We start from the raw sequence: 16,188 nt of genomic DNA on the forward strand, positions 1-16,188 counted from the left end.
ACTACATAATAGAAATTATGTAGCTATACCACTAGTCTTAATTGTTCTATTTTCTTTCTATGTTCTGTTCCTGTTGACATAATATAAATTCTAGTTGTTTCAATTGTGCTGTGTCCTAAAATATCCGCTAATTTCGCAATATCTTTTTCTATATTATAAAAAGTTCGTGCAAATAATTTTCGAAGATTATGAGGAAATACTTTACTTTCTTGTACATTAGCTTCTTTGCATAGTTTTTTCATTTGTTGCCAGATATTGCTTCGATTCACAGGTGTACCATTTCTTGTCACAAATACTTGTCCGGATTCAATATGATTTTGTTTAGCGTATTTTAATAATAGTTTTTGAAGTTTTTTAGGAATTAATATGGATCTGATTTTCGCTTTACAGTAAACATTAATTTCTCCTTTTTGAATCGCATCGATCGTAAAATACTTTAATTCAGAAATTCTTATTCCTGTTGAACAAATAGTTTCCATGATTAGTTTTAGTTTAGGTTTCTTTTGTGATGCTTTTAATAAACGATAATACTCATCTTTGGTTAATTCTTTATCTTCGGTGCAATAGATTTGTTTCTGGATACGAATGGATTTGACTTTACATTCATTTAATCTTAGATATGACAATAAATGGTTAACACTTACAATCATAGAATTAATGGATTTAATTTTATATTTTTGATCAATTAAATACTGTTTATAATTGATTACCATTTCTTTAGTGATTATTTCTTCTTTTGTGTAATTAAAAAAAGCACGGGTATCACGAGTGTACTTTTCAATCGTAGCCGTGCTCTTTTCTTCTAATAATAAAGATTGTCTAAATTCTTCAATAATTTCATTTGATAATATAATATTTTCCATAATAACCTCTTTCTTAAAATAAAAAAAGCGGTGTCTAACCGCTATAAAATGTAGAAAAATAATAGTACAAAAATACCTAAGGCAATTCGATAATATCCAAAGATAGTAAAATCATGTTTTCTAACATAATTCAATAACGAACGAATTGCAATAACACTAACTATAAAACTTATCAATGTTCCTAACAGAAGTAAAACAATTTGCCAGAAAGTGAATAACCCAAATCCCATAATATATTTTACTATCTTTAATAAACTTGCTCCTGCCATAACAGGAATCGCAATAAAGAAAGAAAACTCACTTGCGACATAACGTGAACATCCACAATTTAAGCCACCTAATATAGTAGCACCAGATCGTGATGTCCCTGGAATCAAAGCAAGACATTGGAAGAATCCAATTTTTAGCGAAGTCTTATAGTCAAGTTCACTTAATTTTTTAATTGTGACTGGTTTAGGATGTTTTTCTACAATTATAAAGATAATACCATAGGCGATTAACGTTACCGCAATAACAAAATTAGCTGATAAATAACCATCAATGATATCGTCTAGTAACAAACCAATAATACCAGCAGGAATCACACCCACAATAACTTTACCCCATAAACTAAAGGTATCTTTCTTTTGTTGAGGTGATTTAGAAGAATCAAATGGATTCAACTTTTTAAAATAAAGAAATAATACGGCCAAAATACTTCCGAATTGAATAACAACCTTAAACACAGAAAAGAATTCTGGCGGAGATAGAGGCCATAAACTATCAAACAAGATTAAATGCCCGGTACTACTAATAGGTAACCATTCCGTAATCCCTTGAATAATTCCAAGCACAATCGTTTTGATAAGATCCGCAATATAACTCATTCTTAGCTCCTTTTCTTAGCATAATCTAAAACATATTGTTTATAGATTTCTCCACGCACTTCGTAGTTTTTAAACTGATCAAAGCTCGAACAAGCAGGACTTAATAACACAACATCCCCTGGTTTTGCGATAGTGACTGCTTCTTTAAAGGCTTCTTCCATTGTTTGACAAGAAGTCTGATTTGTGAATATATCTTTGAATTTATCTTTCGTCTGTCCAAATGAAAAACAATGCTTAACTTTAGAATCATACGCTTTCATATCATCAAAAGATATATGTTTATCTTTTCCCCCACATAGTAAAATTAAATTCCCTTCAAAAGCAGACAAAGCCGCACAAGCTGCATGCGTATTTGTCGCTTTAGTATCATTATAATATCGTACATCATCTATAGTTGCAACATATTCGATTCGATGCTCAACTCCCTTGAAGTTTTTGATTACATCTTGGATATCTTTCAATGAAACACCCATTAAATAAGCCATACAACTAGCCATCATGGCATTTCCACAATTGAATGGACCAACGATTTTTAAATCACGAATATCAAACAATACAGTATCCTTATAATATGCATAATGATCTTTACAATACAAATCTACATCCGTTCTAGAAAGTGAAAAATCAATGACTTGACAAGGAATATTCTGAGCATATTTCACAACATTTACATCATCTACATTACGAATAAAATAATCATTTGCATCACAATTTTCATATATCTTCATTTTGGAAGAATAATACTCTTCTAAACTATCCATATAATCCAAATGATCTGGTGCTAAATTTGAAACCGTTGATACTACCGGTTTAAAAGTATTCATTCCCAATAGTTGGAAGTTACTCAATTCTAAAGCAACATCTTTTTCTTGGTCACCATATTCTAAAACCAACTCCGAAAGAGGTGTTCCAATATTACCAGCTACAAGAGCCTTTTGGTTTTTCTTCAACATTTCATAAAGTAAAGTGGTGATAGTTGTTTTACCATCGGTTCCTGTAATCGCTCCATATTTGAAATTAGGAGAAAAACGATACGCAATTTCAATTTCTGTATAAATAGGAACATTATTCTTTAGAAAATATTGAATAAATTCAACACGATAAGGAATACCCGGATTCTTTACAACAAATTCATAATCCGTATTTTTTAGAAAATCAGGATGTCCTTCGTCATAGACTTTAATTCCTAATTGTTCTAATTCAGCCTTTTGTTCAACAGTTTTCATATCCGTTAAAAGAACTTCATATCCTTTTTCCTTTAACAAACGACTTACCGCAATTCCACTTCGTGCAGCTCCAATTACTAATACTTTACTCATCTAAATCACTCCAATCACTAGACCAATAACAGCAAAGAATACACCTGCTAGCCAAAATCTATGTACAACTTGTGTCTCTGTCCATCCACTCAATTCAAAGTGATGATGAAGTGGAGCCATCTTAAAGATTCTTTTCTTTGTTTTCTTATAATAAGTAACTTGAATCATAACACTAAGTGTTTCGACAACAAATACAAATCCAATAATAACTAATAAAATTTCTTGTTTTAAGACCATACCCGTTGCCGCAAAAATTCCACCAAGAGCCAATGAACCAGTATCACCCATAAAAACTTGGGCAGGATGTTTATTGAATTTTAAATATCCAAGTAAAGCCGCAATGACAAGCAATAATATATAAGCAACATTATCTACGCCTTGTCTAAACGCAAAGAAAACAAATGGAACAAGAGCAATAATCATTTGTCCAGCACATAGTCCATCAAGTCCATCTGTTAAGTTTACCGCATTTGTTTCAGCAGTAAACATAATAAATATTAAAATAAAATATAAGAAACCTAATGAAATTGTTTTGTCTAAAATAGGAATCCATATGCTTAATTCTGAATTAGATCGATATAACAAGAAAAATACAACTGCTAAAATAGACTGTAAAAGAAACTTTGTTTTAGGCTTTAATCCCGTGTTATCTTTTTTGACAACAATAATATAGTCATCAATAAATCCAATTAGACCATATCCCACAAAAGCCAATAATAAAATAGCCGCATTTAAATCAAATTGCATCCATCCCACTAAACAAGAAATTCCATATACAATAACAGGAACTACAATGAAAGCAATTCCTCCCATAGTTGGTGTTCCATTTTTCTTTTTATGAGAATCCAATCCTTCTTCTCTTTCTGTTTGTCCAAATTTAATTTTATGTAAAAAATCAATCATTTTCGGCATTATTAAAATTACACAAACCAACGTAACCAAAAATCCGATAAAATAGATCATAATTGCATCTCCTTTTGAAATATATTATAACATCAATATAAACAATGAACAAACTTAAATTTATTCTTGAAAAATTAGTATTGAGATGATATTATTAATAAGCGATTGCGTAATATGATAAGAAAAAGGAGGACAGCAGGATGTCAAGAGTATGTGAAGTATCTGGTAAGGGTCCTTTAACTGGAAATAAACGTTCTCACTCTTTACGTGCTACACGCCGTAAATGGAATGTTAACTTACAACAAGTTACTATTAATGGAGAAAAGAAACGCGTTAGTGCTCGTACATTAAGAACTTTAAAGAAAAAAGGACTTATTTAATTGCACAATGAAAAAGCAGCATTTGCTGCTTTTTTTATTTTTCATTAGATTGAACACATAACAAACATCCTTCATAAACGTTTACAACACCTTGTTGTTCAACAAAAGAATTTGAAGTTAAATATAAATCATTATCACTCACATGACGATGATCTAATTCATATAGAAACCCATTTAAAGAAATTTCACTTTCTTCTAACACAAAAAAAGAAACATTTTTATAATCACTCGAAAGAATATGTTTTCCTTTTTTCAATAAAATCACTTTCTGCGTTTCATCCATTAAAATCACTTTCGGATAGCGCTTTACCAATAAACTAATATTCAATAAAGTATGATCCAATCTTCCTTTAATACCACCAAATAAAATCACTTTATCATATTGATTATAAAACTTACGGATAGCAAGCTCGCTATCCGTTTCATCTTTCATCACCGGATGAATTTCAACTTCACAAATTTGTTTAATTTGTTCTAATTGATTTTCATCCATCGAATCAAAATCACCTATGGCATAGCACAAAGATAAATTTTGCTCTAAAATGCGTAAACACCCAGCATCAACACCAATATAATCAGCATCCTCAATAAATGGAATATTTTGAGCTAAAGGCGTTACTAACACACAAGTACTCATTTTAATAAACCTTCAATGCTTTGTTTAATACCATTTTTGAATACATAAGAACCCGCTACTAGCGTATCACAACCACTTTCAATGGCCTTAATAGCCGTTTTATCATTGATTCCACCATCGATTTCAATACGATATGAAAGTCCTTTTTCTTCTCTTTTCTTTTTAAGCCATTGAACTTTTTGAAGTTGATCTTCCATAAAAGATTGACCGCCAAATCCAGGTTCCACACTCATAACTAAGAATGTTTCAATTTCAGTTAATAAACACTCAAATGGTTCTATGGCAGTTGAAGGTTTTAATGTTAATCCGGCATCCATTCCCATATCATGAATGGTTTTAATTGCTTCTGAAAGTTTAGAAACATCATTTGAAAAAGATTCTGTATGGATAGTAATTTGATTAGCTCCAGCGTTTTTAAAATCTTCAATATAATCCATAGGATTTGTCATCATTAAATGAACATCCATATATAAATCTGAGGTCTTTTTAAATCCATTTAAAATATAAGCTCCAAATGTCAAGTTCTTAACAAAATGACCATCCATAACATCAAAATGAAGCCATTTTGCCTTTGACTCATTTAATTCTTTTGTCTGTTCTTGCATCTTAGAAAAATCCATTGAAAGAACAGAAGGTGCAATTATAATTTCATTCATACTACTTTTTCTCCTTTATCTGTTTATAATCCTCATAAATCGATAAATTAATTAATTTATGTTCAACAGCCTCTTTTATGGCACAACCTGGTTCATTGACATGAATGCAATCCTTGAAACGACATTGATTTAAATAAGGCTTAAAATCAATTATACACTCATCTAAATGCGATGTATCTAAACGCGTAAAATCCAAGCTTGAAAAACCAGGAGTATCCGCTACCCAACCATCACAAACTCTATGAAGTTGACAATGACGAGTTGTATGTTTTCCTCTTCCCAATGCTTTAGAAATTTCTTGGGTTTGTAGTTGGAAAGTAGGGTCTAAACGATTCAATAGCGAACTTTTACCAGCTCCTGATTGTCCACATAAAACGCTGATTTTCCCTTCAATCAAGTCCTTTAATTTATCATCGTTATAGCCAGGATATGAATATAAAACCTCATATCCCGCTTTACGATATTGCTCAAATTCCTGTTCAAATTCTTCTGAATTTTCAACTAAATCCATTTTTGTAACCACGATAACTGGTTTTACATTAGCCAATGAAACAAGAAAAATCAAACGATTCATCAAGTGACAAGAATAATCAGGATCTTTTAAACTTGTGACAATTAAGGCTTGGTCAACGTTGGCAATAGCAGGTCTTAATAAACGATTTTTTCTAGGTTCAATTGAATCAATGCGATACGAATCTTCAACTTGTTCAAAATTCACTACATCCCCTACTACAGGAGCCATATCCAATCGCATCTTACCTCTTGGTTTAGCTACAATTTCACCTAGTTCCGATTCAATTGTATATTGATTTGAAATAATTTTTATTACTGTTCCTTTTTCCATTTTAATCATAATATAGCGTTACAACACTATCTGTCCCTTCCTGTGTATATGTACTTCCTACTGGAGGATCAATATCAATTACTGTGAAATAAAGAGGATTACTTACCCCAGGACGCGTCACCACGGCAATTCCCATTTCATTTAATTCTTCTTTAACATAATTAACATCGCGACCCAATAAATCTTTGGTAATTGTAATCGTTGGATAATCCGAAACCACAAAAGTAATTGTTTCATTGGCATCTGGATCAATTCTTTGTCCCATCTTTAATCCTTTTTGTTCTAAAATGATACCCGGATTGGTATCTTTCTTTCCCTCATATTCAATATTGACATTCAATTGAATTCCTTTTGCTGCAAAGTCATCTAAAACATCATTGATATATAAACCCGTATAATCTTCAATTAAAAAACTAGGTCCTTTTGAAATCACAATTGTAAATTCTTTATCCGCCTTAACAACATCCCCAGTATCATAAGAAGATGAAATCACTTGTCCTTTTTCGTATTCATCACTAACCTCGTATTTATACTCAATTAAATCTGTATCGAAGTGATCTTGTTTTAATACCTCAACAGCCTGTTCTTGACTTAAGCCTAAGATATCTGGCATTTCTTCGTATCCTAAAAAACCTGGAAAACGTAAAATACCACTAACTAATAGTACAAGAACAACAATAATCACACAAACAAGGGCAATTAAGGCTCCAATGATAATTGGACGCATTTGAATTTTTTTATCTTCTTCGTATTCAACTTCTACATTGCCATCTTTTAAATCTAAACTTGATACTTTTTTATTAAAGGAAATACGACGAACATTTTGATATTCTGAATCCATGCAATGATCCAAATCATACAACATTTCTTCACAACTATGATACCGATCATCTAAATCTTTTGCTGTTGCTTTTAAAATAATATTTTCAACAGATTGGTGAATACTAGGATTATAGTCACGAATATATGGCATTGGATCTTTTAAATGTCGAAGTGCAATTTCAGTGGGATTGCTTCCTCGATAAGGAACTGACCCACTTAATAATTCAAAAAAGACAATTCCAAGCGAATAAATATCCACTTGTTGATTAGGCTCTTTTCCCTGCGTTGTTTCAGGAGCTAAATAATGAGCAGAACCCATAACAGTATTGTTAGAAGTTAATTGTACAGAATTCGAAGCAATTGCGATTCCAAAGTCTGTAATTTTAACGGTTCCATCATCTTTAACTATAACATTTTGGGGTTTAATATCACGATGAATAATATTCGCTTGATGTGCACATAAAACCGCAGAAGTTAATTGCTTCATGATATAAAGCGCTTCTTGTTCAGGAAGTGCCCCACGCTTAGCTATTAATTGTTTTAACGTATGACCTTTAATATATTCCATTACAATATAGTGCATACCATTGTATTCACCTACATCATATATATCTACAACATTCGGATGATGAATCCGACTTGCTGCACTGGCTTCTCGTTGAAAACGAACAAGGGTCATAGCATCTTCACTTAATTTTTCGCGTAATACTTTAATAGCCACAATTCGATTTAAAATCAAATCTTGAGCCATATATACATCCGCCATACCACCTTGTCCAATTAAAGATAAAATTTCATAACGATTTGAAATAACTTTAATCATATTTTTCATCCAATCTGTTATTGTCAAACAACACAACGGTGCAATTATCAAGTCCACCCGCTTGGCGAGCCTGTAAAATCAAATGATTTACTTTTTCATGTAATTCTAAATTATCATCTTCAATAATTTCTTGAATTTTATCATGTTGTACATAACCATGAAGTCCATCTGAACACAATAATAAATACTTATAATTTGATTGTATTTTATTAATATCAATTCGAAATAAACGCCAAATTCCCAATGCATTAGTTAAAGTATTCTTTTGCATATGATTCTTCGCTTCATCGAATGAAATTTTACCTTCACGAAGAAGCTGTGAAATCACGGTATGGTCCTCACTCATTTGAATTAAGCCATCATCATAATCCGCATAAATACGAGAATCACCTACATTAAAGATATAAGTTGCTTTTTTAGTTAAAATGACACCTACACAAGTGGTTCCCATGCCTTTATGACCTTCATTATTTTTACTTTCTTCAAAAATTAAATCATTGGCCTTGTTCAATTGTTTATGAATCCAAAGACTTACTTGTGAATCTTTTTTAAATTCATCAGCTTGTAAAAAAGCATCACGTAAAGTTGAAACAACCATGTGACTAGCCACTTCTCCAGCTTGATTTCCACCAATACCATCACATACAAGAGCTAACCAATCTTGATTTTTATTTTGAAATACACAATAATCGTCTTCATTAACTTTTCGAACCAATCCTGTATCTGTATTCGCAAAAACTCTCATTTTATTGTTCCCTTCTTATTTCTTTAATACGAAGTTGTCCACAAGCAGCATCGATATCATTTCCATGTTCTTTACGAATAGTACAACGAACTCCTTTTTTCATCAACATATCATAGAACACCATAGCTTCATCGTATTTTACGCTCTTAAATTGTTTTTCATCGACATTGTTGTATGGAATCAGATTAATATAAGCGTTTTTATTTTTAAGAAGTTTAGCTAATTGATTGGCATGAACAGGTTGATCATTGACTCCTTTTAATAAAATATATTCAAACGTTAAACGACGATTATTTTCTTGAGAATAATAATCTAAAGCTTCCATTAATTCTTCTAATGAATAAGCTCTATTAATTGGCATCAATTGATTTCGTAACTCATTATTAGGTGCATGTAAACTAATAGCTAAATTATATTGCGTATGTTCATTACTAAAATCATAAATACGAGGAACAACTCCACAAGTTGAAATCGTAATATGACGTGAACCAATACCTAGTCCACGATCATGGTTTACCGTAGATAGAAAATTCATTACATTGTCATAATTATCAAATGGTTCCCCTGTTCCCATTACTACAATATGTGATAATCTTTCATTTCGTGTATCCAATTCTTTTTGTACATAAACAACTTGAGCAACCATTTCTCCACTTGTCAAATCGCGTTTTTTCTTTGTTAGTCCACTTGCACAAAAAGCACATCCCATGTTACATCCAACTTGACTCGAAACACATACACTTCTTCCATAGTCAAAAATCATCATAACACTTTCTAATAAAGATCCATCTTCTGTTTGAAATAAGAATTTAGTTGTTCCATCTTTACTAACTTGTTTTTTGATTAATTTCAATGGATTCATTTCAAATTCAGCTTTTAACACCTCACGCGTTTCTTTACTCAAATTACTCATTTCATCAATCGAATCGACGCGATTACGATATAACCATTGAAAAATTTGATGACCACGGAATGGTTTCCATCCATGTTCAACTGCCATATTCTGCATTTGCTCATAATTTAAATCATATAAACTTCTCATATTAACCTCTAATTCTCTTTAATTTTGCCATATAAAATCCATCTGTTTGAAACGCAGGAAAAATCGTTTTTTCTTCTACACATTCAAAATCAGGATGATTCTTTAAAAACTGTTCTATTTGTTTTTCATTTTCTTTTTTATTAATTGTACAAGTTGAATACACTAAAATTCCCTGTTCACTTAAATGCTTCGATGCACTTTCTAAGATTTGTTGCTGCAAAGGAATTAATGAATCCATATCCTCAGGTTTCATTCTTAATTTAATATCTGGTTTTCTAGAAAGAACTCCATACCCACTACAAGGTACATCACACAATACCCTATCATATAAACCAAAGTCATCTAATTCTCTTGCGTCTTTACAAAAACAAGATACGTTACTTAATTTCAATCGTTTTACGTCTTGTTCAATTAGTTTTTTACGATGTTCATGTAATTCAATACAATCAATATGACCTGTATTATGCATTAACTCTCCAATTGCCATTGACTTAGTACCTGGTGCTGCACAACAATCCAATACATTCATGTTTTCTTCAACATCTAAAAACAAACAAATTTGATAGCTTCCTTCATCTTGAATCGATATTTTTCCTTGCGAATACAATGGAAGTGAAGAAATCTTATTTAAATTTGTTTTATACAATGTTCCGCATACATTTTCATATTCTGTTTCAATTTTATAATTCGGATTAAAACGAACATAAACTGGCATACTTTGATTACAATACGGAACCATTTCCCTCATTTTTTCATCTCCATATTGTTTTGCCCACATTTTTATTAACCAAACCGGCAAAGAATATTCAACGCTTAATTTCATGTAAGGATCTGAAGGATATTGAATTTTATCTTTATCAATTTTTCGTAATACCGCATTGACCATACCACTTGCCTTTGGTTGAACTTTCTTAGTAAGTTCAATGGCTTCGTTTATAATGGCATATTTTGGTATTTTATCAAGAAATAAGATTTGATAAACGCTCATTGATAATATAATACCAACTTGATTGCTTGTTTTAGAATTTGTATATTGTTTCCAGACATATTCACAATACGATAAATTTTGAATCGTTCCATAAAAAATATTGGTTGCTAGGGCCTGGTCTTTTTCTTTCACTTTATGAAGATGATTTTTTAAATATAAATTCGAATACGTTCCTTTTAAAATCACTTCACATAAAGCTTGGTAAACCCAATAACGCATATTACTCCTCCAATCGATTTGGATACATATTTATATTCATTTTAACATTAGTTTTAAGTGATGAATGATATTTTACACATTTTTTTACCGTTTCATTCAAAAATTCATTAGAATTTGATTTTAACACCAAACGAAAGCGATAACACTGCTTTCGAGAATGAATTTGAATAGGTCCGAGTACTTTTATATTATGTAAGTATTCTTTATGTTTTTGAGCAACTTGTTCTACTTTTTCTAAATTCGCATGAGAAAAAATCAAAGTACACATATAGACATAAGGAGGATATTTCCCTAAATGTCGATAATTCATTTCCGTTTTAAAGAACGATAAATAATCATGAGAAATTACACTTTTCATAACAAAATGATTAGGATCAAATGTCTGAATACAAACCTCTCCAGCTTTATCGCTTCTACCAGCTCTTCCACTAGCTTGTTCTAATATTTGATAACTTACTTCTGAAGATGAGAAATCCGAACGAATCAAGGATTGATCAGCTTGTAGAATTCCAACTAAAGTAACTCTAGCAAAATCAAGTCCCTTGGCAACCATTTGGGTTCCAATCAATATATCCCCTTTTTCTTCAAATTCACTTAATATTTTTTCATGCGCATTTTTCTTTCGCGTACTATCGGCATCCATTCTATACACATTCGCATCCGGAAACAAAGAAATAATTTTTTCTTCTAATTTTTCCGTTCCCATTCCACTTTGAAAGAAATCATGGCCATGGCATTTAGGACATTCTTGATTGAAATAAAAGACACGTCCACAACAATGACAAATACAAGAATGATCGGCTTTATGATAGGTTAAGGCAATGCCACAATCTGGACATGTCAGCACTTCTTTACATGAACTACACTGTACAATTGGTAAATAACCTCTTCGATTTAACAATAAAATAACTTGTTCGTCTCTTGATAAACATAATTTAATTTTATCTAGAAGCGTTTTAGAAATACCATAAATGGCTTGTTCCTTTTTCATATCAATTAATTGAATTTTAGGCATTGTTTGATTAATTCTTTGACTTAGCGTTACTAATTTATATACGCCTTTATAAGCACGAGCATATGAATCAAGTGAAGGCGTAGCAGAAGCTAATACCACTTTACAATGATGTGTCTGGCTTCTTTTTAATACAATGTCTTTTGTAACGTATTTAGGGGTATTGTCTTGTTTATAAGAAGAATCATGTTCTTCATCCATTAAAATGAGGCCTAAATTAGAGAAAGGCATAAAGACACTTGAACGTGTTCCTACTACAATGTTAACTTGATTATTCTTTACAAGCTGATATTGACTATATTTTTCTTGAGCACTCAATTGCGAATGATAAATTGCAATTTTAGAGCCAAAACGAGCCGACACTCTTTGAATCATCATTGGTGTTAAACCAATTTCAGGAACTAGGAACAAAACTTGTTTGCCACTATCCAATACATTTTGAGCAAGTTGTAGAAAGACTTCTGTTTTTCCAGATCCTGTTACACCATGAAGCAAGAACACAGAATCAGAAGAAGTAAGAATCGTATCAATGGCTTGTGCTTGTTGAGATGTTAAAGAAAAAGAAGTATCATTTCCTTTTTTAATTTCAATACTATTTTTTTCAATTTCACGAAGTTCAATGTATCCTTTTTCAATCAAAGTTTTCGCACACGATTTACATTGTTTACGATATTCACTTGCCTTCATCGGTAAAGAAAGTGACGATAATAATTCAAATTGATGTTTAGTCAATAATTCATCGCTTTCTTTAGGATATGCCCATTGTTCAAAAACAATTTTAGCTTTATTTGAACTTGGTTTCATAGCTGGAGGAAGCATTGTTTTATAACACGCAATTAAAGGAGCAACATATGTATCCGACATCCATTGTGCCAATTCCATTAGTTCTTCATTCAATAATGGTGTTTTATCAATCACTTCTATTACTTTTTTTATTTTGTCATAATCACTTTGCACATGAATTTCATTCACAATCCCAATGTATTCTTTATTTCCAAAAGGAACACGAACACGACATCCTACCGATATGTCTTCATCGCATTCATAAGTAAATGGTTTATTTAATTCAAGTGCTTGTTGTTCAATATAAACATTTATTTTCATAGTATCTATTATAACAAAAAATCGGCGTCTTTTAACGCCAATTTCTTTGTCTTAAAACCTCAAAGGAAATAACCGAAATAGCACTAGGTGCATCAAGGGCATTTCTCACTTCATTTCCATAAGGAATCACTATATTTTGAGTTGAATTTGAAACTAATAATGAACTCAATCCTCTAAAAGAACCTCCAACACAAGCACAGAATTGTTCTGGAAAATTATATTCGTACAATGGAATCGCATCTTTTCTGTGTGCACACAATAAAGGAATATTGTATTTTTTCAAATAATCCACTAATTCTTTTTCATTATTTATCCAATAAATATCCATTTTTTCAAATGCACCTGCACTTGCTCTAACAATTGTAGCATCTGCAAAATTCCAATCTCTATTCGGTAATACTAAAGCATTACATCCACTTGCATACAATGTTCGACATATACTTCCTAAATTATATGGATCTTCAATCCCATCCACATAACAAAACCATCCATTAATTTGTTGATTTAATGTTTGTTTACATTGACTGCCTGCCTCTAATAACATTCCTCCGTGTTTAGTTGACTGTGAAAGCTCATCTAATTGTTCTCGTGAACAAAATTGAATGTCAACGTTCTTCTTTTTGGCAAGATGAATAATGTAGCTAAAATCTTTAGTTCTTTTCTTTCGATCAACGTATAAGCAATCACATTGTCTTTTATTGCCTTCTAGAATTGCTTTACATGAAATTGTTCCTTCAAAAAAAATCTTCATAAAAATATTATAACTTCTTAACATTTATTTTTCTAGTTATGATAGAATTTATTCGAGGTTTTAAATATGAAGCAAAAAATAACAACTGAAATGAAAAAACAAATTATTGTTTATTCATCTTCTTTACTGATTGTAGCACTTGTCTTTTTGATATTGACAAAGATGGATACAATTTTAAGTGTCATTAAATTTTGTTTGAATTTACTTCTTCCTTTTATTTTAGGAGCTGGCATTGCCTTTGTGTTACATAAACCACAAGCATGGTTAGAACATAAAATGAAAATGAAGTTAAATCATATTTCCAATCGAAAAATTCGTTTAATTTCAACTTTAATTGTATTCATATGTGCGATTCTTTTTATTGCGTTATTCCTATCAATTTCGGTTCCAGCCATTATTGATTCCCTACAGATTTTCGTATTAAACTTAGGAGAATATGGACAAACGCTTGTTGAATTAATCTATAAGTTTGCCAAATACTTGGAATTAGATTCTACGCAATTAGAACAAATTATTAATTCTTTTAATTTAACTGGGAAAATAACTTCTTATATCACTAAGACAATTCCAATGATTGCGAATTATTCTTATTCTATCATTAGCGGAGCCTTTGATTTCATTTTAGCCATTGTTTCTGGAATTTATATTTTAATGGATCATGAAGCTGTACAAAGTTTTGCGAAGAAATTCACATATTTAGTATTTGATGAAGGCATTTCTGATTATTTGTGTATATGGATTAACGATGCCAAAACTATTTTCGAAAAATATATCGTCGGTAGTTTGTTTGATTCTTTAATTGTTGGTGTCGTTTGTTACATTGGAATGTTGATATTAAAAATGCCATATGCACCAATGATTGGTTTAATTATTGGAGTCACAAACATTATTCCTGTGTTTGGTCCTTTTTTAGGAGCTATTCCAGTCATTATTTTACTATTATTGATTCGTCCTTTATATGCCATTGAATTTGCGATTTTCATTGTCGTTCTACAACAAATAGATGGAAATATCATCAAACCAATTGTATTAGGAGATCAGTTAGGAATTAATGGTTTCTGGATTTTATTCGCGGTTACCGTTGGTGGTGGTTTATTTGGGGTAATTGGTATGTTTTTAGGAGTTCCGGTATTTGCACTAATTTATGCCACTATTAAAGAAATTTGTGAAATCAAATTAAAAGGAAAAAAGACAATATCGTGATAGATGTTGTCTTTCTTTTTGCTTTTTTTTTAGATTTGTGTACAATAAATCAGAGGTGATATTTTGGAAATTATTTTAGAGATACTCCATGACACATGGATGATGATTCCCCTTCTATATATAACATATTGTATTTTAGAAATATTTGAAAGAAAAGACAGTTCCGATGATTCCATGTTTTATTCTTTACAGAAATATGGTCCTTTGTTTGGAGCTATTGTAGGATTAATTCCACAATGTGGTTTTAGTATCTTGGCAAGCATGTTGTTCTTACAAAAAAACATTACCTTAGGAACATTAATTGCTGTCATGATTGCTACAAGTGATGAAGCCATCCCAATTTTATTATCAAATCCTTCAATGTATTCATCTTTAATTCAACTATTAATTTCTAAATTTATAATTGCAGTTGTCGTTGGATACTTTGTTGACTATATTCTTGAACGTAAACAAAAAATCATTCACTTCGAAGAAATGGAAGATGATGAATATGAAGAAGATGAACAAGAACAAGATGGAAATAACGCTTGTCCTTGTTGTTATACTCAATACCCTCTTCCAGTTAGTGCTTTATTAAGAACATTAAAAATCTATGGATTTATTTTCATTACATCTTTAGTATTAACTTTATTAATTGAAGGAATTGGTATTGAAAGTCTAGAGCGTATTCTATTAACAAACTCAATTTTCCAACCATTATTAACAGCCTTATTTGGGTTCATTCCCAACTGTGCTATTACTGTTGTTTTGGCACAATTATTTTCTATGGGTGGAATCTCATTTGGTTCTTTATTAGCTGGTTTAATCACAAATGCTGGATTGGGTCTTGTTTGTTTGATACGTTATGGAGCAACCAAAAAAGAAATATTAAAAGTATTTGTGATTTTATATATTACTGCTATTATAGCTGGTATGTTATTTATCTTAATCTAAGCCGTTCATACGGCTTTTTTATTTAAAAAAATTAGATAATATAAATCAAGCTAATTTTTAAGAAATTGAAGCTTCATT

The 16,188-nt window shown here is 31.1% G+C and carries 16 protein-coding genes; 3 read left to right on the plus strand and 13 right to left on the minus strand.

The window, feature by feature from the left end; all coding sequences use genetic code 11:
• Positions 1-23: 23 nt before the first annotated feature.
• From ACI313_RS01195 to mraY, 4 genes are read right to left on the minus strand one after another with little or no spacing between them, the layout of a single operon-like run.
• Positions 24-863 (minus strand): tyrosine-type recombinase/integrase, encoded by an 840-nt coding sequence (locus ACI313_RS01195; protein ID WP_320608675.1) that lies wholly within the window; start codon positions 861-863, stop codon positions 24-26.
• 41 nt (positions 864-904) lie between these two features.
• Complete coding sequence (locus tag ACI313_RS01200; RefSeq protein ID WP_439755086.1) at positions 905-1,729, minus strand: undecaprenyl-diphosphate phosphatase; 825 nt, start codon at positions 1,727-1,729, stop codon at positions 905-907.
• A 2-nt stretch (positions 1,730-1,731) separates the two neighbouring features.
• Entirely contained in the window at positions 1,732-3,048 is a 1,317-nt protein-coding gene (murD, locus tag ACI313_RS01205) for a UDP-N-acetylmuramoyl-L-alanine--D-glutamate ligase (protein WP_320608673.1), read from the minus strand.
• On the minus strand, positions 3,049-4,011 hold the full coding sequence (gene mraY, locus ACI313_RS01210) for a phospho-N-acetylmuramoyl-pentapeptide-transferase (RefSeq protein ID WP_320608672.1): 963 nt from the start codon (positions 4,009-4,011) through the stop codon (positions 3,049-3,051).
• Positions 4,012-4,151: 140 nt separating this feature from the next.
• Here mraY and rpmB point away from each other — a divergent pair, with 140 nt between their 5' ends.
• A complete protein-coding gene (rpmB, locus tag ACI313_RS01215) occupies positions 4,152-4,331 on the plus strand; it encodes a 50S ribosomal protein L28 (RefSeq protein WP_320608671.1) in 180 nt (59 codons plus the stop codon).
• A gap of 34 nt (positions 4,332-4,365) precedes the next feature.
• On the opposite strand, the gene ACI313_RS01220 is transcribed toward rpmB, so the two are convergent.
• Genes ACI313_RS01220 through ACI313_RS01260 form a run of 9 tightly spaced genes read right to left on the minus strand, consistent with a single transcriptional unit; the run spans position 4,366 to position 13,974 of the window.
• The gene (locus tag ACI313_RS01220; RefSeq protein WP_320608670.1) at positions 4,366-4,968 is read right to left on the minus strand and encodes a thiamine diphosphokinase; all 603 of its coding nucleotides are present in this window, start codon (positions 4,966-4,968) and stop codon (positions 4,366-4,368) included.
• Positions 4,965-5,624, minus strand: a complete 660-nt coding sequence (gene rpe, locus ACI313_RS01225) for a ribulose-phosphate 3-epimerase (protein ID WP_320608669.1) — start codon at positions 5,622-5,624, stop codon at positions 4,965-4,967. Before rpe ends, ACI313_RS01220 begins: the two co-directional genes overlap by 4 nt.
• Position 5,625: 1 nt before the next feature.
• The gene (gene rsgA, locus ACI313_RS01230) at positions 5,626-6,477 is read right to left on the minus strand and encodes a ribosome small subunit-dependent GTPase A (protein WP_439755087.1); all 852 of its coding nucleotides are present in this window, start codon (positions 6,475-6,477) and stop codon (positions 5,626-5,628) included.
• A complete protein-coding gene (gene pknB, locus ACI313_RS01235; protein ID WP_320608667.1) occupies positions 6,470-8,113 on the minus strand; it encodes a Stk1 family PASTA domain-containing Ser/Thr kinase in 1,644 nt (547 codons plus the stop codon). The genes rsgA and pknB overlap by 8 nt, the downstream gene beginning before the upstream one ends.
• Entirely contained in the window at positions 8,106-8,858 is a 753-nt protein-coding gene (locus ACI313_RS01240; protein WP_320608666.1) for a Stp1/IreP family PP2C-type Ser/Thr phosphatase, read from the minus strand. Before ACI313_RS01240 ends, pknB begins: the two co-directional genes overlap by 8 nt.
• A 1-nt stretch (position 8,859) precedes the next feature.
• The gene (rlmN, locus tag ACI313_RS01245) at positions 8,860-9,900 is read right to left on the minus strand and encodes a 23S rRNA (adenine(2503)-C(2))-methyltransferase RlmN (RefSeq protein WP_320608665.1); all 1,041 of its coding nucleotides are present in this window, start codon (positions 9,898-9,900) and stop codon (positions 8,860-8,862) included.
• A gap of 1 nt (position 9,901) precedes the next feature.
• Positions 9,902-11,107 carry a 16S rRNA (cytosine(967)-C(5))-methyltransferase RsmB gene (rsmB, locus tag ACI313_RS01250; protein WP_320608664.1) on the minus strand — a complete coding sequence of 402 codons (1,206 nt, stop codon included), beginning with the start codon at positions 11,105-11,107 and terminating at the stop codon, positions 9,902-9,904.
• Position 11,108: 1 nt separating this feature from the next.
• Complete coding sequence (gene priA, locus ACI313_RS01255; RefSeq protein WP_439755088.1) at positions 11,109-13,223, minus strand: replication restart helicase PriA; 2,115 nt, start codon at positions 13,221-13,223, stop codon at positions 11,109-11,111.
• A 31-nt stretch (positions 13,224-13,254) separates the two neighbouring features.
• Positions 13,255-13,974, minus strand: coding sequence for an RNA methyltransferase (locus ACI313_RS01260; protein WP_439755089.1), 720 nt, complete (start codon positions 13,972-13,974; stop codon positions 13,255-13,257).
• A gap of 66 nt (positions 13,975-14,040) precedes the next feature.
• Here ACI313_RS01260 and ACI313_RS01265 point away from each other — a divergent pair, with 66 nt between their 5' ends.
• Both ACI313_RS01265 and ACI313_RS01270 read left to right on the plus strand, forming a co-directional pair.
• Complete coding sequence (locus ACI313_RS01265; protein WP_320608661.1) at positions 14,041-15,177, plus strand: AI-2E family transporter; 1,137 nt, start codon at positions 14,041-14,043, stop codon at positions 15,175-15,177.
• 63 nt (positions 15,178-15,240) lie between these two features.
• Positions 15,241-16,110: a putative manganese transporter gene (locus tag ACI313_RS01270; RefSeq protein WP_439755090.1), complete on the plus strand. Its 870-nt coding sequence runs from the start codon at positions 15,241-15,243 to the stop codon at positions 16,108-16,110.
• Positions 16,111-16,188 lie beyond the last annotated feature (78 nt).

The organism is Floccifex sp. (assembly GCF_051873495.1).
Taxonomy (GTDB): domain Bacteria; phylum Bacillota_I; class Bacilli_A; order Erysipelotrichales; family Erysipelotrichaceae; genus Floccifex.